Genomic DNA, 18,004 nt, shown 5'->3' on the forward strand with positions numbered 1-18,004 from the left:
TAATGGGATGGTCCGGCCGTGCTCCGGCCCTGCCGGCACGAGAAGCTGGCAAGGGGCGCTCAAGACAAGGAGCACGCCATGTCTCAGAAACTCAACGCAGCGATCGCCGTGATCGGCATCGATATCGGCAAAAACTCGTTCCACATCGTGGGTCACGATCACCGCGGTGCCATCGTGCTGCGGCAGAAGTGGTCGCGCGGCCAGGTGGAAACGCGGCTCGCCAACCTGCCGCCGTGCTTGATCGGGATGGAGGCCTGCGTCGGCGCCCATCACCTCAGCCGCAAACTCCAAATGCTTGGCCACGACGCCCGCCTGATGCCGGCGAAATACGTGCGCCCGTATTCGAAGGGACAGAAGAATGACTTCCGAGATGCGGAAGCCATCGCCGAGGCTGTCCAACGCCCGACCATGAAGTTCGTCGCGACCAAGACCGCCGATCAGCTCGACCTTCAGGCACTGCACCGCGTCCGCGATCGATTGGTCGGTCAGCGTACCGGCGTCATCAATCAGATCCGTGCGTTCCTGCTGGAGCGGGGCATCGCCGTGCGGCAAGGCCTGCATGCCCTGCGGTCCGAGTTGCCGGGTATCTTGGCGACCCGCACCGATGTGCTCTCGCCTCGCATGTTGCGCATCATCGAGGGGCTGGCGGAAGACTGGCGCCGGCTGGATCAGCGCATCGAGGGGCTATCTGGCGAGATCGAAACACTCGCCCGTCAAGATGAGGCCTGCCAGCGACTGATGACGGTGCCTGGCATTGGCCCGATCATCTCGAGCGCAATGGTGGCCGCGATCGGCGCTGGAGACGTGTTCTCGAAAGGCCGCGACTTCGGCGCCTGGCTTGGACTTGTGCCGAAGCAGATCTCGACCGGCGACCGCACGATCCTCGGCAGTATATCAAGGCGCGGCAATCGCCACCTCCGCGCGCTGTTCGTGCAAGCCGCGTGGGTTGTGCTGGTCAAGCTCAGGTGTTGGGAGCGCTATGGCCTCGACTCCTGGATCGAAGCCGCCAAGAAGCGATTGCACCACAACGTGCTGGCGATTGCGCTCGCCAACAAGCTCGCCCGGATCGCCTGGGCGGTCCTCAACAAGGGACGCGCCTTCGCGTGCGCCAAGACGCAGGAGACGGTGTCCCGACCTGCGTGATCCTCGCGCCGTGCGCGGCGCCGTCAAGGCGCGGCCTGGCAGCAGGAGAGCAAGACGTCAGGACAGCCCGACGGCCGGCCTTGACGGCCCCTTGCGCGCGGCGCGTCTGCGCGCGCAGGCCGGGACGAAGGAACGACCGCCAGACACGAACACAGGAACAGCGCGACGTGAGGAGCCATCGATGACGTAACAACACCCTTACCCGCCGAGGTCTGCGAGAGGATGAGACGACGATGGAGAATCGGTCTTCCCGGCGCATGCGAACCCTGGTGACCCAAATGGCCCGTATGAGGCCTGTCCGCTAACCAGATCGCATTGCGCGCTGATATCCATGATGGCCCGGAGCACTGCGCTCCAAGCAGAGGCCGGATACATTGATGCAAGACCGCATCTACCGGATCGTCGAAATCTTCTTGCACCGCGCGGCCGGACCATACATTTCGGTCAATTTGCGGCCTGCTCCATATCGCAGACGCTTCATCGGGGGCAAAAAGCGCTCCTTTGGCTTGCCGGCACGCTTCTGGGTGACGAGGTCGATCAGGCGGTTTCGTACTGATCCTCGAACTTGTCGGGTTCCAACCGCCCCGACTTCTGGTTCACAATATGCTTGGCCAGGTCAAGCATGTCCTTGGTAACTTTGACGTTCTGAATCTCGTCGAAGTATTCCTGCTCGCTGCGTACTTCGTAGGGGTAGCGCATCGGGCGCACACGGCAATCGAGTTGCTCTCATCGTGCCACTCGCGGCTTAGTAGCGAGCGCCTGTACTGTTGCACTATTTTGGCAAAGATCGAGGCCTTCCGCGGCCGAACGCCGCGAACTAAAGCATGCTATGCTGAAAGGACCGGGATAACGTTACTTTGCCGTAGTCCAAAATCCGGCTGGCCGTCAATCAGACAGTCGAGGGAGCCAATGCAGCAGATTGCGGACTGGCTCAACATCCTTGGCCTAGGGCAATACGCGCAGCGCTTTGCCGAGAACGACATTGATCCAAGCGTTCTGCGCGATCTAACCGACTATGACCTCGAAAAACTCGGTGTCTCTCTCGGCCATCGCAAGAAGATGTTGCGCGCGATTGCGGAGCTCGCTGAGACCGGACCGAGACCCGTGCGTACTCCTTGGACCGCGGCCGAGAGACGTCAACTCTCGGTGATGTTCGCTGATCTTGTTGGCTCGACAGCGCTCTCGACCAGGCTCGACGCTGAGGACTTGCGGGAAATCATTGGCAAGTACCACCGCTGCTGTGCCGAGCAAATCGAGAAATCTGGCGGGTTCGTTGCCAGATACATGGGCGACGGCGTGCTCGCATATTTCGGCTATCCGCGGGCCGATGAAGACGATGCTGAGCGAGCGGTATGCGCCGGACTAGCATTGGTTGCGGCCGTGGCAGGACTCGATGTCGGCCCGTCGGCAAGATTGCGAGTGCGAGTTGGCATTGCCACTGGCTTGGTGATCGTCGGTGATCTCATCGGGGATGGCGCATCGCAGGAACATGGGGTGGTCGGTGAGACCCCCAATCTGGCCTCGCGGCTGCAGGCGCTGGCCGAGCCGGATACGATGGTCATCGACGGCAGCACCCGCCGCCTCGTCGGTGGTCTCTTCGAGTATTTCGCTCTCGGGAGCGTGTCCATCACAGGCTTCAGCGACCCGGTGCCGGTCTGGCGAGTCATCGGTGCGAACGCGGTCGATAGCCGCTTCGAGGCCTTGCGGATAGCTAGAACGCCACTGCTCGGCCGCGATGAAGAGATCGAGCTGCTGATGCGCCGCTGGCAGCAGATAAAACGCGGCGATGGCTCGGTCGTGCTGATATCGGGTGAGCCCGGCATCGGCAAATCGCGCCTCGCCGAGACCGTGCTGGAGCGACTGAGCGATGATCCACATATCCGTTTGCGCCGTTTCTGCTCGCCGCACCATCAGGACAGCGCGCTTTTCCCGACCATCTCACAGCTCGAGCGGGCGGCGGGATTCCGGCGCGACGATACGGACCGGCAACGGTTGGACAAGCTCGAAGCGTTGCTCGCTGAGTCAGACGCTGACCTCAGCGAGGCCGTCCCTCTGATCGCGGACCTGCTGTCCGTGCCTATCGGCAATGGCTATCCACCTCTCAGCCTCACCCCTCAGAAGCGCAAGGAGAAGACGCTTGGGGTCCTCCTGGCCCAGCTCGAGGGACTGGCGGCGCGCCGGCCCGTGCTGATGGTGTTCGAGGATGTGCACTGGATCGACCCTACCTCGCTCGACCTGTTGGACCGCATCGTCGACCGCGTGGCCACCCTCCGGGTCTTGCTGATCATCACTTTCCGGCCAGAGTTCGCGCCAGCCTGGATCGGGCGCTCGCACGTGGCATTGATCAGTCTCAGTCGGCTGCCGCATCGACAGCGCGCCGAGATGATCATGCGGGTGACCGGCGGCAAGGCGTTGCCCCAGGAGATCGTCGAAGGAATCGTCGATCGGACCGATGGCATACCGCTGTTCATCGAGGAATTGACCAAGGCGGTGATCGAGAGCGGCATGCTGGCCGACGCTGGCGACCGCTTTGATGCGAGGGGGCCCGTGCCTCGGCTTGCCATCCCTACCTCTCTCCATGCCTCGCTCCTGGCACGGCTCGATCGCTTAGCGCCCGTGCGCGAGATGGCGCAGATCGGAGCTGCCCTTGGGCGGTCGTTCTCGCATGAGCTGATCAGCGCCGTCGCGGCCATGCCGCAGCAACAGGTGGACGGGGCCTTGGCGCAGCTTGTAACCGCCGAACTGGTCTTCCAGCGGGGGACTCCGCCTGATGCAGAGTACACGTTTAAGCACGCGCTGGTGCAGGACGCAGCCTATAGCACCATGCTGCGCGGTCGACGCCAGCAGATCCATGCTCGCGTTGTGACGACGCTAGAGAGCCAGTTCTCTGAAATCGTGGCTGCTCAGCCCCAACTCATGGCCCACCATTGTACCGAGGCCGGTTTCAACGAGAAGGCGGTCGGCTACCGGCTCAAGGCCGGCCAGCAGGCGGTCGCGCGATCGGCGATGACGGAAGCGGTGGCGCAGTTGCTGAAGGGTCTCGAATTGCTTGCGAACATGCCCGAGGAGTCGCGGCCGGTGCAGCACGAGCTCGACCTGCAGATTGCCCTAGGGCGGGCCCTGATGGCAGCCAGGGGATATTCGGCGCCGGCCGTGGCCGATACCCTTGTCAGGGCGCGGGCACTCGCTGAGCGGCTCGATCGACCGGATCGTCTCGCTCCGCTGCTCTATTCCCAATGGGGTTTCCATATGGTTCGGGCCGAGCACGAGCTGGCGGTGTCCCTTGCCGAGCAGATGGAGAAATTGGGCGAGACAAGAAAAGATCAAGCCACTCTGCTGCTGGGTCACTATATCCACGGCGCCAGTTGCTACTTTCGCGGCGAGTTTGTGACAGCGCGCCGCCTTCTCGAGCTGTGTGATGGCTTGAGAGATCCGGCTGCTCGCGCGATTTGCGCCACCATAGCGGTGGCCGATCCGCACGCCGCGAGCCTGGGTCACTTGGCGTTGACGTTGGCGCTTCTGGGCCACATAGATCAGGGACGCGCGCGTGTGGACGAGGCGTTATCAGAAGCCCGTTCGCTCGACCATCCGTTCACAGTGGCCTTCGTGCTGAGCAAGGTGTGTGCGGTCGAGGCGACCGCCGGCTTGTCGCATGACGCGCGGCGGCACGCCGAGGAATTAGTGGCTCTCTCGAACGAGCACGGTTTTCCGCTCTGGTTGGGCGTCGGACTTCTTCAGCACGGTCGTTCATTGACAACACTTGGACAGGTGCAGGACGGCCAAGCGCTGCTCGCGAGGGGGCTCTCGGTGCTTCGTGCTGCCGGAGCCGTCGTGCACACGCCGCGCGCGCTCTGCTTTCTCGCCGAGGCTCACGCCAAGGTCGGGCATCTGCAGGAGGGGCAGAATTGCCTCGCCGAGGCTGCGCAGCTGATCGAGACGACCCGCGAGCGGTGCGGTGAGATCGAGCTCCACCGACTTCGAGCCGACATGATGAATGCGCGAGGCGACCAAGCTGCTGCGGAGCAAAATTATCACCAAGCGCTCGCAGTGGCGGAGCGCCAGAGCGCGAAGACGTTTGGGCTGCGCGCTGCAACCAGCCTCGCCCGCCTGTGGCTCAACCAAGGCAAGTGCACGGAAGCTCGCGACCTCCTCGCGCTGGTGTACGGCTCGTTCACCGAAGGCTTCCACACGCCAGTCCTGCGGGACGTCAAGGCGCTGCTCGACCAGCTGGCCTGATGCAATTCTCTGCCTGCGTGGCGGGATAGCTGCTCGTCGCCTGCACTGCAAGGCTTGACGCACTTTGGTTGATCATCTCATCAAGTGTCCTCTGCAGCTCGGCGCCGCCGGCGCGCAGAGTGTGATGGTGTGATGCGATTGCCAACTCATGCGCACAACGCCGTCGCAATGTCCGCAGAGGGTCAAAATGCGAAGAACTCAACGTGAGCAAATCTGGTCCGCTATTCCCGGCTGTCCGGACCTCGACGAGGCGCGCGGATGGGCCATGAGCAGACTTCGACAGACCACCAACGGAAGCGAGCCAAACGCGACAACTGATCAGTTGCTCAGCTTGTCAAGAACCCACGTTCGGTTGAAAAACGGCTCGGCTCGGCCCGTACAGACGGAAAAGGCGAACCAGGATTTGCTCGGGATCAGGGGCACCAAATCGCGCGAGGTTGGCCGCAGCGTTTCGGCCAGCGCTACATGTCAACGCTAACTGATCCGCAGGGCTTGAAGGTTTGGAGCGAGCGGCCGTGCAGGCACCCCTCATGTTTCTGGGCGTAAGCAAGCACGCCCATGATAATCAAAGCCACCACGACGAATCCGGCTACTAGGTTTTGCACCATGGCTGCCACTCCAGGTGAACTCATGAACAAGGCGACCGCCGCGAATTCCCGCAAATACCAACAACGGCCGATTTCTGCTTCGGGTCCACAAGCGGCAGTCGAGGCAAGCGCGGCCCGGCATCCGGTTTACCGCCCACAGCCGACATGACAATGGCTTGAGCGCTGTTCGGCTTGGGGGCCAGTAGCGGGCCCTTGCAGTCATGGGGCTGGTCATAGTTTGCTAACTCAAATCTCCCGCAATTCATTGGTTAGACCTCGGGTCGAAGCGGATGCTGTAACGATGCAGCTTCGCATAGACGGTGCTTTTGGCGAGACCGAGCGCGGACGCCGTCGCCGTGACGTTGCCCTTACACGACCGCAGCGTGCGGGATATCAAGTCACGTTCGGCGGACTCGGCCAGAGACAGACCTGGCTCGCGTGATGGTCCTGTCCGGTGGATGATATCAGGCAGATCCGACGGCTCGATCGGGTCGCCGCTACTGGTCAGCAGCAGACTCTCGACCAGATTGCGCAGTTCGCGGACGTTGCCGGGCCAGTCATAGTGGCGCAGGCACACGAGCACTTCTGGCGCAAAACGGCGATCGGCAAGGCCGTAGCGCGATTTTGCCTGCGCGACGAATTGATCGACCAGCAGCGGAATGTCATCGCAGCGCTCCCGCAGTGGCGGGATGATGACGGGCACGACGGCCAGCCGGTAGTACAGATCCTTGCGGAAGCGCTGCGCGTCCACCTCGACCTGCAGATCGCGGTTTGTCGCGGCCACGAGACGGAAGTCCACCTTGCGCGCAGCGGTCTCGCCGATCCTGCTGATCTCGCCATTCTCCAGAGCCCGCAGCAACATGGGCTGGAGATCGAGGGGCAATTCGCCGATTTCATCGAGGAAAAGGGTGCCGCCGGAGGCGGCTTCGATCTTTCCGGACATGCCGCCGCGCCGCGCGCCAGTGAACGCGCCGTCGACATAGCCGAAGAGTTCGCTCGCCAGCAGCTCGCGCGAGACGGAGCCACAGTTCACGACAACCAATGGGCCGCTCCGGTGCGGGGATACAGAATGAATGGCTTGAGCGAAAACCTCCTTGCCGACACCGGTCTCACCAAGCAGCAGGACAGGAGCTGCGGTCTTGCCGACACGACGACATTTTTCGACGACAGCGTGCATCTTCGGGTCCGCATGGACGATGCTGGTGAAAGCCCTGGCGTCACCTTGAGCGGGTGACAAAACGGATCTGCTCGATACCGCTGACTTCGGCGCCACCATGACGGTTCCCAGATGTTCGCCCTGATGCACCACCGGTCTCAGCCATTCTTCCTTGATCCAGGCCGGCCGCAAGTTGTTCCAGGGCCGATCCTCGCTGCTCCCAAGGAGCGGAAAATTCGACTGGCTCTGCGGCGCGCCGAGGTCGCGTAAGATCTGTGCCATCTCGCCATTGGCCTTGAAGGGCCGCCCGGCGCTATCGAACAGCACGGCGTGATGGCGGTCCGAAGGAGGCAGCATCCAAAAGCATTGATCGAGAAGCCGGTACCGGGCGTCCAGCTCCATCTGGAGCAACTGGGCCTCGATGCGCGCAGCCGCCGAAATCGCCAACGCGAGCGCCTGCCGCGCATAGGAAGCGCATAGTCCGGAAATATCGATCGCTCCGATGACTGCACCGTCTATCGGATCGCGGACAACGCAAGCCGAACATGTCCAACGTTGGATGCCGGAACAGAAATGCTCGGTGGCATGCACCTGGATGGGCCCCCCGGTCTCCAGAGCCGTGCCGATCGCGTTCGTTCCGCAGGTCGCCTCGTTCCAGCTGCTTCCGGGTAACAGGTGCGTTTTTTCAACTGCATTGCGCAGCGCTATCTTGGTGTCCCCCTCCAGCCGCAGGACGATGCCGTCTGCATCGGTCAGCACCATCACCGTGCCGGTTTCCCGCATGTAGTCCCGCGCCAGCGCCATTGTCGAAGCACCGGCCTGGACAAGGCGGCTGCGCTTGTCGAGCAGGCGCTGTAGCCTTTCATCCCTCATGGGGACCGGAGCCTGGCCACGACGATAGTCGACCGCCGATTTCTGGCAGCGCTGCCAGGAGTCAGTGATTGCGGCACGCACGACAGGCCGACTCGTGCTGCTGCTTCCCGACAGGAAGCGTTCCCAGCTCGTCAGGACATCACGCTCGATACCTGGATGGGCGAAAGCATCCTCTGGCGTCTGACCCAACACGTTCCCTCCTTTGACGCGCTGAGCGGTCCCAAGGCTTATGCTGAGACCTTTCCTTGTGATCTTGAAGCCATCCATGGAAACGCGCAACTGCCAATCCGATCCTGGTACAACTCCCGGTTGGCCCCGGCCGCACTGCCAAAACAGTGAGCCGGAAGCCGACCGAGGTGGGCTGGGAGGAAGCCTAGGCGGCCTTGCGCTGATTGAGGCTGTCGTAGAACGCGGTTTCGAAACGCATATACCCGGTGAACGAAGCGACGTCGGCAAAGGGCAGGATCTGGGTTGCCCAGTAGCCTCCGAAACCGTTCTGACGGTCGATCCAGTAGAACAGGTTCGCCAGACCCGCCCAGCCGAGCGCGCCCGCCGGGCGGCCCGTCGGCGCCTGCTCGTCGTTGACCATGAAGGTGAACGCCCACGACTTCGACAGGCCCGGGAAGAACTCGGCATCGTTCGAGAGCGATTTGATCACGCCCGGCAACGCGGTCACCTTAAGATCGCCGAGCTGGTTCTTCTCCGCCATCTTCACCGTCTCGGGCTTCAGCACCCGGCCGTTCGGGCCCGCTCCGTCGTTCAGCCACATGCGGATGAAGCGCATGTAGTCCCCGACCGTGCTGTAGAGGCCATGCCCTCCCATATGGACCTCCGGCTTTGACGGCAATTCGAAGTCCATCGGCGTGAGCGAGCCGTCGGCGTTGCGGGCGTGCATGCCGGCGAGCTTGCTGCGCACCGTATCGTTGATCTCGAACGTCGTGCTCTCCATGCCAAGCGGCTCGAAGATGCGTTCGGCGAAGACCTCGCCGAGCCGCTTGCCGGTGATGCCCTCGACGACCTGCCCGACCCAATCGATGTTCGTTCCGTACTCCCATTTCGAACCGGGATCGAAAAGCAGCGGCGTCATGATCGCGGCCTTCGACGAGGTGATCACGCTCGGCTGTCCATGATCGGTCGCCAGGCGCAAATAGTTCTCGTTGAAGAAGTCGTAACCGAATCCGCCGGTATGCAGCAGCAACATGCGTGTCGTCACGTCACGCTTCGGCGGGCGAAGCTTCGGCTGGCCCTTGGCGTCGAAGCCATCGATCACCTGAAGCTTGCCGATGTCCGGAGCGTACTTCCTTGCGGGAGCATCGATATCGAGTCTGCCGTCCTCAATCAGTTGCAGGGCGGCGGTCCCGGTAATCGCCTTGGTCGTCGAGAAGATGGCGAAACTACTGTCGGTCGTCATCGACACGGACTGGCCGGCGCGACGCACGCCGGCCGCGCCCTCGTAGATATTCCCGTTACGGTTCGTCACCATTGCCACCACGCCCGGCACACCCTGGCCCGTCGTGACGGTCTCATTGAGGATGGCGTCGGCTGCTGCCTTGAATTCCTTCGTCATATGTTTCTCCGATAAGTCGTGATGATGCAGGATGCGGGGCCGCGTTCGCGGGGAGCGCTCGCGCGACCCTGCGGTCGATCACTGCTTGGCAAAGCCGGGATAGGCTGAGGAGGCGACTTCATCGCACTTCTGGCGATAGGTCCCGACGCCGCCGATATAGGAGAGCAGACGGCGCGGCTTGCCCTCGACATTCGAGCCCATGTACCAGGAGTGCGTCTTGGTCACGAGAGTCGTGTTCGCGATCTCATCGTGATGCGCGACCCAGGCGTCCTGCGTCTCCTTCGTGGGCTCGATGACGCTCAAGTGGTTCTTCTTGAGATAGGCGATACAATCGCTGATCCACTCGACCTGCTGCTGAAGGCATGTCGTCATGTTGCAGAGCGCCGTCGACGGTGCTAGCGGCGCGCCGGTCGTGAAGAGGTTCGGGTAGCCGTGGACCTGAAGCCCCATCGTAGTCCTGATGTCGCGGCTCCACTCGTCCTTCAGCGAGCGGCCGTCGCGGCCACGGATGTCGATGCGCGTCAATGCACCGGAGCCGGCGTCGAAGCCGGTCGCGAGGATGATCACATCCAGCCCATACGACGTTCCATCGGTGAGCTCGACACCCTCTGGGGTGATCCGCTTGATCGGGTTGTTCTTGACGCTGACCAGCTCGACATTCGCCTGGTGAAAAGCCTCCAGATAGTTGGTCTCGAGCGGGACCCGATGCGTGCCGAAGCCGTAATCGGTCGGGATCAGCGCCTCGCAGAGCTTGGGGTCCTTCAGGCGCGCGCGCATCTTCCTGCGGACGAACTCTGAAATCTCCTCGCTGACATCCTCCTCGAAGAACATCTCGACAAATGAGGCGAGCCACAGCCGCAGCGAGCCTTCGTCCCAGATCTTCTCCAGAACCGCGTGACGCTGGTCCGCCGTGAGATCCTTCCAATTGCCGTTGGTGAAGTCGTATTCGAAGCCGGTGAACGAGTGGGGCAGGGTTTTGCGGAATTCCTCGAACCGCGCCTTGTAGGCCTCGACCTCCTTCGGCCCGTATTTCGGGTTCTTCATCGGAATGATGTATTGCGGCGTGCGCACGAACACCTTCAGGCTGCCGACCTCGCCGGCGATGGTCTGGATCACCTGAATGCCCGTAGCGCCATTGCCGACCACGGCGACGCGCTTGCCGGCGAGATCGAGCTTCTCCTTCGGATAACGGCCGGTATGGACGAGGACACCCTTGAACGTGTCCTGCCCGGGAAACACCGACGTCAGCGGCGCGGACAGCATGCCGCAGCAGGTGATCAGGAACTGCGCGTCGATGCTGTCGCCCTTGTCGGTCGTGATCGTCCAGCGCTGTGTCGCTTCGTTGAAGACGGCACTCGTGATCGTCGTGCTGAACCGGATATCCTTGCGCAGGTCGAGCTTGTCGGCGACGTAGTTGAGCCACCTTTCGATCTCCGGCTGACCGGGGAAGCGCTCGCTCCAGCTCCAGCCGTTATAGAGCTCCTCTGAAAAGAGATACTGGTAGATATAGGCCTCGGAGTCGAAACGTGCTCCCGGATAGCGATTCCAGTACCAGGTGCCGCCGACGCCGGTGGCCGTATCGACGGCCTTGACCTTCAGGCCCTGCTCGTCGCGCAGCTTGTAGAGCTGGTAGAGACCGGCAACTCCCGTGCCGATCACCACTGCGTCAAGGCTTTCGTGCTTGCGCGCGCCGTTCCCCTTGGACTCACTCATGTATTCCCTCCCAATGTCTGACTTGTTCTGCTCCCCGCCATGAGGCGTGAGAGACGCAAGGGGAGAAACGCAGATTGCGTGCCAGATCAGATTTCTGGATTTAAGCGCTTGCAGTCATTGAAGTGTTGGCCGCGGGAGCCCATTTCCGCCCGTTCGAAATTCAAACGGGACGCGTGCGGCCAGACCGAATTTCGAACGCCAAACTCCGAAACCGGAATGCTACGAACTCAATGTCGACGCGCGATCAATCCTGGATCTTGCGGTGCAATAGCTCCGCCGCCACACTCTCGGGTGGCGAACCGCAGATGTTAGCGATCGCGCGCGGACTGATGGGCGATCCAGCGCCATTCTCATGAAAGCCGGCGGGATCGACCATTCTTCTGGTCGAGCAAAACGTCGATAAGCTCAACAGCCGCCGGTACACTTGCCGTCTGCGTCGAACTCCATGGTCTTCCCGCTTAGCGGAAGATAAACCTGCACACGGACCGCATCCTTGAAGGCCGCCGTCTTCGTGTTTGGCAGCAATTTACCGTCTTTGGTCGCCGCTTCATTCGCATGAGAGGCAATCACCGCAGTCGGCTGGACCAGTTCATTGATCACGTCGGCCGCCTGCGCCGGTCCGGTCGTGAAGACGTCGCCTATATTCAAGACGGCCAGCTTGGCCTGAAATCCACGCCGCACGACGAGTTCTTGATCCGCTATCACGCCGGTATCCCCTGAGAGATAGACGGTCAGTCCATTGGAAAAGCGAAGCACGTAGCCGCCCGGAGGTCCAATATAGGCAGTCAAGCCGTTTACCTGCATCTCCTTGGCGAGATCGCCGGTGAGAAAGGCCGGACTGATACCGTTGCTGTGCGCCGCCGGCACGCTCCAAATGGAAACGCCGCCAAGCTTGTTCATGGCGCCAAAGCGGAGCGTGACAACTTGCGCTTTGTCGCCGCCGGCTGCCGGAATCCTCGTCCCGAACCAGCTGTTCATTTCGCCGCCCACGAAGAACTTCGCCTTCTTCGCGACTACGATCTTCTCCGTGTTCGAGCTTGGCGTATCCTTGACGTCGAATTCCGGATGACCACATTCGCCCGTATTTGCAGTTGCCAAATGTACGTCGCCTAGATGATCGACATGGACGTGGCTCAGCAACACACCGTCGATCTTTCCCAGCCGCGGGTCGTCGGACCCGCGTACAGTGCGCCCTGCATCGTAGAGAATTCGCGTGCCGTCGGGGTCTTCGAAGATCAAGGCACGGTCAAGAGCGCAGAACTCTCCGTCGTGGCTCCCAAGCGGCGTGACCTTCACGCCGGCCGACAGGGCAGACTGACCGGTTAAGCCGATCAACCCGACTATTGCGGCTAGAAGTAAGGCTGTGCGTGTCATGATTGTCCTCCAAATTTGATCGGAGGCAATCACTACCCGTTGCTCTGGTTCCAACGGGAGGTACAAATTCAACCATAAGCCACCATGAGGGCACTGAACTAAAGACCATGTGAAGTTCACATATCCGCGCGGACGTCGGCTTTGTATTTGCGAGCTGCTATCGACGCCCGCCAGTAAAATGTCCGCATTGGGGTCATTCGCGGCGGTTTGGCCGCCGTTGGATCAGGTCCGATCCACCCCGATGAGCAGACGTATTCGGTGTCGCAAAGTGCCGGTGGCCATTACGTCAGACGTTACGCTAAGCCTCTTGGTGATAGGCGCTCTCTGAACGCCCGCCGTTCGCTGCGAGCGCCACTGCTTGCACCCGCCGCCTCGCTGCCGTGAAGGCAACTGCGGATGATAGTACGATAGGCTTGCGGGTCATGTCCTGAAGATAGGGAGGTCCAAACAGACGAGTTAGAGCGACTGCGTATCCGGGTCCGATCAAGGCACGCATCTCACCGAGCACCCAAATATCCCATCGGCGGCCTGTCGAGTGGCTCCCTGATATCCTTTCCGACAATCCCTCATGCAAGCGCGCGCACGATCGCTCCAGGCGCCCCTCGTTTGAAATTTCGAGATGCACCGGTTGTTACATTTCATGTCGCCATCGGGGCATTTTATCAGACACGCCGCAAGCCCGCGCCGCTCCCCTTCTGAGATTGCCGGTTCTTGAGCATTCGCGAGCGTCGTTGTTGTCGCCGCCGCAATCCAAGGCACCAACCAAATCATCGCCATTTGTGAAAGTTTTAACATAGCGGCCTCTTGCGGCCTATAGGATAGAACCAACCACCAGCCTGCATCCAGTCGATATCGATGACAGCGCTTCCTTCAAGCTGATCTCATTGATCTCGCAGGCGTAATCTCCTGGATGAAATCTCTTAGTGCCTCGGTATCGAACGGCTTACGTAGTATTCTCAGATTTGGGGGAGCTGCTTTTGCAGCATCGCTGTAACCCGTTGTGAGGGCTATCGGCAAGTTCGGATAACGCGACCGAATTTCTCTCGCGAGCCCGACGCCATCGATGGTCCCTGGCATGACGATATCGCTGAAGACGAGATCGATCTTTGTACCGGCTTCGAGCAGTTTTAATGCCGCTTCGGCCGAATCTCGATAGATGGTCTCATAGCCCAGGTGCTCGAACAGCGAGGATGTCACATCCGCCACATCAGCGCTGTCGTCGACGACGAGAACCGTCTGACGCTGCGGTTGCCGTGATTTTGCTCTGGCAGCGGAGTAATCTTTACCAGTGATTTGCTCGTCTGCACATGACGGCAGATAGACTGTAATCGTTGTTCCCTGTCCGACCTTGCTGTCTGCCGTCACCGTTCCGCCGGCTTGGTGCGCAAAACCATAAACTTGGGACAAGCCGAGCCCGGTTCCTTTGCCGACCTCCTTGGTCGTAAAAAATGGATCGAACATCTTGGACAGAAGATTTGGCGGAATACCAGTGCCGGTATCGCTAAATGCTATCGCAAAGAAGGTGTCCCCAAGGTGCTTATCGCCAATTTCCTGATCTACGGTCACGGCGTTCACAGATAGCGAGAAGGTGCCGCCGTTTGGCATGGCGTCGCGGGCATTGACGGCGATGTTGACTATCGCAAGTTCCAGTTCGGCGAGGTCCACCTGGACCAGCGAAACACCCTCGCCAACGGTTTCGTTGTACACAATGTTCCCGCGAAGTGAGCTCTCAATCATGGTGCGCATGTTCTTTATAGAAGCATTTAAATCAACGATCGTCGGACTAAGATGCTGATGACGAGAGAATGTCAGCAATTGGCGGGTGAGACTTTCTCCGCGCTTGGCTGCGGTCTGTATGGCTTCGATTGCCTTTGGCAGTTTTGGATCAAGCAGACGAGCAAAGATCTGAGCGCTACCTCCAATGATCATCAATAGATTGTTGAAGTCGTGTGCAATCCCGCCGGTCAGTTTGCCGATTGCCTCCATCTTCTGCGACACGGCGAGCTGCTCGCGTGCCTGGAACAGTTTCTCCTCCGCGTCGCGCCGCTCGGTTGCGTCCCGGAGTATATTGATAAACCCGATCAGGTCTCCTGCGTCGTCACGGCTCGCAGACACCGAGCCGGTGATGAAAAACGGCGTGCCATTCTTCCGGATCCGCCAACCCTCAACTTCGTGCTTGCCTCTTTGGATTGCCGACTCCAATGCGCGGGTTGGTGAGCCCGCGCGGCGTTCATCCGGTCGGTAAAATATCCCAAAATGCTTGCCGATAATTTCTTCCGGAGTGTAGCCGATGATTTTTTGTGCAGTGCTGTTCCAACTCGTAACGTGCCCTTCTTTATCAAGGGCGAAAATTGCGTAGTCGACGACGCCTTCGATAAGAATTTGGAAATGGCGCCTAACGCTGTCGAGCGTCACAGTTTTCCGTTCAATCTGACGATTCAGTTGGTCATGAAGGGAAAGCAAATGGGCTTCAGTGTTTTGGCGTGTCGCAATTGCCGCAGCTAAAGCAAGAGACGGCACTGATACGCTGATCGAGAGCACGAGTAACGATAGTAGGGCTCCATTCAGATCCGTTTTCGGAAATGGAGCGTTACCCACCGAGAACCCCCACACTGCCATTCCGGAGAAAATGAGCGCAGCCGTTGCGACGTTGCATCGATTGCCGCGCAAACCAGTCCACATCAGGGGCAGCAAAACCAGAAAGCCTAGAAGGCTCCGATTCGGCAGCGGCACATTGAGGTCGTTGCTGATGAGGTCGCTGCCAATGAGTGGGCTGTAAGCAAGGATCCCGATGATGCTCACGAGAGCAGAGACCGCGATCGATTCCAACAGGGTCCACTTGGAAAAACTACGTCGACGCATCATCGCCCAGAGCACAACGACCGGCGCAATCACTAAGGTCCCAGCCGCGTCTGCAAGCCACCAGGTTAACCAGGTGACGACAGAATCGGAGAAATTGAGTTTGCTGGCGAAAATGAATCCTCCCAAGACGATGGTTGAACTAATCACCGCGGTCGGCACAAAGGAAATGATTGCAAATTTTGCGATACCAGAGGGGGTGCCAAACGTCTGGCGACCATTCGACCAGCGACTAATCAGCGATGTTCCGGCAAACGCACCGAGGAGAGTGCTGATCCCGACGGAGCCAAACTCCAAGAGCGACCGGTCGGCCATGAGGTAAGGAGAAACGGACCCGACTAAGATCGCGGGCCAAATCCGGTAGCCGCGCAGCAGGACCAGCGCGAGCGCAAACCCGGTCGGTGGCCACAACGGTGTCGCGGCTGGATTTATCGCGGGTAGTAGTAGCGCTGACGCGGCAAGGCAAATGTAGATCGCGGCGACTATTAAAAGCTCGACCAAGTAAGATGCAGCACTCCGAGCGCTGCCAAAAGTGAAAATCTTGGCTTTGCCAAACCTTGCCCTTTCCATCACAAACCTTTTGCGGTGGGCCATCTCAAAATGCGGTGGCGGGACCTAGCCCGCGGTCCAATGTAACCCGAAAGAGAGCGGTCGCATTTCCACTGCGTCGACGGCCCCGCCAAACACTCAATGCAGTTTTGACCAAAGCATGGCCGCACGATGGTGAGTGGAGGGCCGCTTGGCAACTTTCGGACCCCGGTCCCTCGGGCAGCACTATTGACCTAATGGTGAAGGGATCAAAATTGAAGAAATGAGTGCGAGCAATGTGTTTTCCGCCTCGTGGCTGCAACGACCAGCAGGTTGCCAATGGTATACGCCAAGCGCACGCCTAACCGGCGATAATCTCCTTCCCGAGCATCCAATGGTTGGATTCATACGACCGCCCCGCGATGCAGTTGTTATCGAGGCGACACAGGCCTTTGATGCGGCCTTGTCACAGAGACGGAAGTGGCTGACGCTGGTCGCGACAAAGCGAGCACGCCATTCACGTGCCTTCCCGCAGGCGAACGGATGCCCCAAGCGTCAGCATCGTTCCAGAGGTCGGTCCCAGTCCTACCTCGGTGAGCCCCGAATGATGGCAATGCGGAAAGCGCGACCTCGATGCCCTCGCGATCGCCTCTTGCAGGCGTACGAACCTCCCTTACGGCGATCAGAATCACCATAATCGTGGACAGCACCAGGCGCTGCCTGAAGGATTCGATTATAGATTTGTATGGGCGTTGTATGAAGTCGGCGCCCGCACGATGGATTCGGCACGTGCAACGCCCGCAAACGCTTAATTTTACAGTGTAAAAGGGCTTGGAGCGGGCGAAGGGAATCGAACCCTCGTATGCAGCTTGGGAAGCTGCCGTTCTACCATTGAACTACGCCCGCGGGATGCGCTTCTGCCCGCACCCCTCCTGATTAGCCGAGACGGCGCTTCCCGCCAAGCGGTTTGGCGCACTTGGCCTGACGCATCTTAACGTCCTGGCAAGATTCCGGGTGCGCCGAAATGTGGCGGTGTTATGATCGGTAGCGGGTTGAGGAAACGTGGTGTGAGTGGGGCGTGCGCATCGTGGGGCGTGCTTACGCAATGTTCGACACGGCCATAGGCCGTTGCGGCATCGTCTGGAGCAATACCGGCGTGATCGCCGTGCAATTGCCCCAGACGCGGGAGATCGACACCCGCCGCCGGATTTTCCAGGTCCATCCCGAGGCGCGCGAGCAGCGTCCCACTGATAATGCCGAACTTGCGATCGAGGGTATCGTGGCGCTGCTGCAAGGCGGCGATCCCGACTTTTCCGACGTCAGCCTGGATGCCGGTGGCGTGCCGGTCTTCAACCGGCGCGTCTATGAATTTGCCTGCGGCATTCCACGCGGGGAGACGCGCACCTATCACGAGGTTGCCAAAGCGTTAGGGGCCTCCGGCGCGGCGCATTCGGTGGCGCAGGCGATCGCGAAAAACCCCTACATGATCATCGTGCCCTGCCACCGCGTGCTGGAGCCCGGCAACTACACCGGCCGGCTCTCTCCTTACGGCGGGGCAATCTCCAAGCGGCGGCTGCTCGCGCTGGAGGGCGCCCATCCCGTCGCCAGCAAGACGCTGTTCGAGGTGCTGCTACCCGTTGCCCCGTCGCGACCGCCCCCCTAGATAGGTGGGATGGATGCGACCCGGCTACTGACGACACAATCCATGATGGTCTCCGAGTTTCGCTGCGATGCGGGACCGGACGACAAGCCCTTTGCCGAGTGCCGCACCGGTCATTCCATCGCCTACGTCCGCGCGGGCAGCTTTGGCTGCCATTGCCGCGCCGGCTTCTTCGAACTGGTGGCGGGCTCGGTGCTGGTCGGCGCCCCCGGCGACGAATACACCTGCACGCATGAGCACGTCCGCGGCGACGTCTGCCTGTCCTTCTTCCTCAGCGAAGACCTGGTCGACGCCCTCGGCGGGCGGCG

At 60.6% G+C, this 18,004-nt stretch carries 8 protein-coding genes, 1 tRNA gene and 2 pseudogenes; 4 read left to right on the top strand and 7 right to left on the bottom strand.

Annotated features, from left to right (window positions below; genetic code table 11):
- Positions 1–78 precede the first annotated feature (78 nt).
- On the top strand, positions 79–1,143 hold the full coding sequence (locus AYJ54_RS41380; protein ID WP_063697713.1) for an IS110 family RNA-guided transposase: 1,065 nt from the start codon (positions 79–81) through the stop codon (positions 1,141–1,143).
- Between the two features lie 502 nt (positions 1,144–1,645).
- Here the strand turns inward: AYJ54_RS41380 and AYJ54_RS48470 are convergent.
- Positions 1,646–1,842 (bottom strand): annotated as a pseudogene (locus AYJ54_RS48470) (non-homologous end joining protein Ku); the annotation flags it as partial.
- A 210-nt stretch (positions 1,843–2,052) separates the two neighbouring features.
- On the opposite strand from AYJ54_RS48470, the gene AYJ54_RS41385 reads away from it, so the two are divergent.
- Positions 2,053–5,379 carry an adenylate/guanylate cyclase domain-containing protein gene (locus AYJ54_RS41385; RefSeq protein ID WP_063708243.1) on the top strand — a complete coding sequence of 1,109 codons (3,327 nt, stop codon included), beginning with the start codon at positions 2,053–2,055 and terminating at the stop codon, positions 5,377–5,379.
- Between the two features lie 849 nt (positions 5,380–6,228).
- Here AYJ54_RS41385 and AYJ54_RS41395 read toward each other — a convergent pair.
- The 6 genes from AYJ54_RS41395 to AYJ54_RS41420 form a co-directional block, all read right to left on the bottom strand.
- Complete coding sequence (locus tag AYJ54_RS41395) at positions 6,229–8,187, bottom strand: sigma-54-dependent Fis family transcriptional regulator (RefSeq protein ID WP_245329278.1); 1,959 nt, start codon at positions 8,185–8,187, stop codon at positions 6,229–6,231.
- 181 nt (positions 8,188–8,368) lie between these two features.
- Positions 8,369–9,562, bottom strand: coding sequence for a methyl acetate hydrolase AcmB (acmB, locus tag AYJ54_RS41400; protein ID WP_063708245.1), 1,194 nt, complete (start codon positions 9,560–9,562; stop codon positions 8,369–8,371).
- A 78-nt stretch (positions 9,563–9,640) separates the two neighbouring features.
- Positions 9,641–11,275 (bottom strand): flavin-containing monooxygenase, encoded by a 1,635-nt coding sequence (locus AYJ54_RS41405; RefSeq protein WP_063708246.1) that lies wholly within the window; start codon positions 11,273–11,275, stop codon positions 9,641–9,643.
- Positions 11,276–11,680: 405 nt separating this feature from the next.
- Positions 11,681–12,649, bottom strand: coding sequence for an MBL fold metallo-hydrolase (locus tag AYJ54_RS41410; protein ID WP_063708247.1), 969 nt, complete (start codon positions 12,647–12,649; stop codon positions 11,681–11,683).
- Positions 12,650–13,519: 870 nt separating this feature from the next.
- On the bottom strand, positions 13,520–16,102 hold the full coding sequence (locus tag AYJ54_RS48475; RefSeq protein WP_245329279.1) for an MASE1 domain-containing protein: 2,583 nt from the start codon (positions 16,100–16,102) through the stop codon (positions 13,520–13,522).
- Between the two features lie 766 nt (positions 16,103–16,868).
- Positions 16,869–16,942, bottom strand: a tRNA-Gly gene (locus AYJ54_RS41420).
- 178 nt (positions 16,943–17,120) lie between these two features.
- Between AYJ54_RS41420 and AYJ54_RS41425 the strand changes: the two genes are divergently transcribed.
- Together AYJ54_RS41425 and AYJ54_RS53200 are read left to right on the top strand one after the other, a co-directional pair.
- On the top strand, positions 17,121–17,699 hold the full coding sequence (locus tag AYJ54_RS41425) for a methylated-DNA--[protein]-cysteine S-methyltransferase (RefSeq protein WP_063708255.1): 579 nt from the start codon (positions 17,121–17,123) through the stop codon (positions 17,697–17,699).
- A gap of 9 nt (positions 17,700–17,708) precedes the next feature.
- Positions 17,709–18,004, top strand: a pseudogene (locus tag AYJ54_RS53200) (AraC family transcriptional regulator); the annotation flags it as partial.

Origin of the sequence: Bradyrhizobium centrolobii (genome assembly GCF_001641635.1) — a bacterium.
Classification (GTDB): domain Bacteria; phylum Pseudomonadota; class Alphaproteobacteria; order Rhizobiales; family Xanthobacteraceae; genus Bradyrhizobium; species Bradyrhizobium centrolobii.

What these genes read in the sequence shown, in the direction of transcription:
- acmB (WP_063708245.1), bottom strand. Translation starts at nt 9,562, where the DNA reads ATGACGAAGGAATTCAAGGCAGCAGCCGACGCCATCCTCAATGAGACC.
- AYJ54_RS41385 (WP_063708243.1), top strand. Translation starts at nt 2,053, where the DNA reads ATGCAGCAGATTGCGGACTGGCTCAACATCCTTGGCCTAGGGCAATAC.
- AYJ54_RS41405 (WP_063708246.1), bottom strand. Translation starts at nt 11,275, where the DNA reads ATGAGTGAGTCCAAGGGGAACGGCGCGCGCAAGCACGAAAGCCTTGAC.
- AYJ54_RS48475 (WP_245329279.1), bottom strand. Translation starts at nt 16,102, where the DNA reads ATGGCCCACCGCAAAAGGTTTGTGATGGAAAGGGCAAGGTTTGGCAAA.
- AYJ54_RS41380 (WP_063697713.1), top strand. Translation starts at nt 79, where the DNA reads ATGTCTCAGAAACTCAACGCAGCGATCGCCGTGATCGGCATCGATATC.
- AYJ54_RS41410 (WP_063708247.1), bottom strand. Translation starts at nt 12,649, where the DNA reads ATGACACGCACAGCCTTACTTCTAGCCGCAATAGTCGGGTTGATCGGC.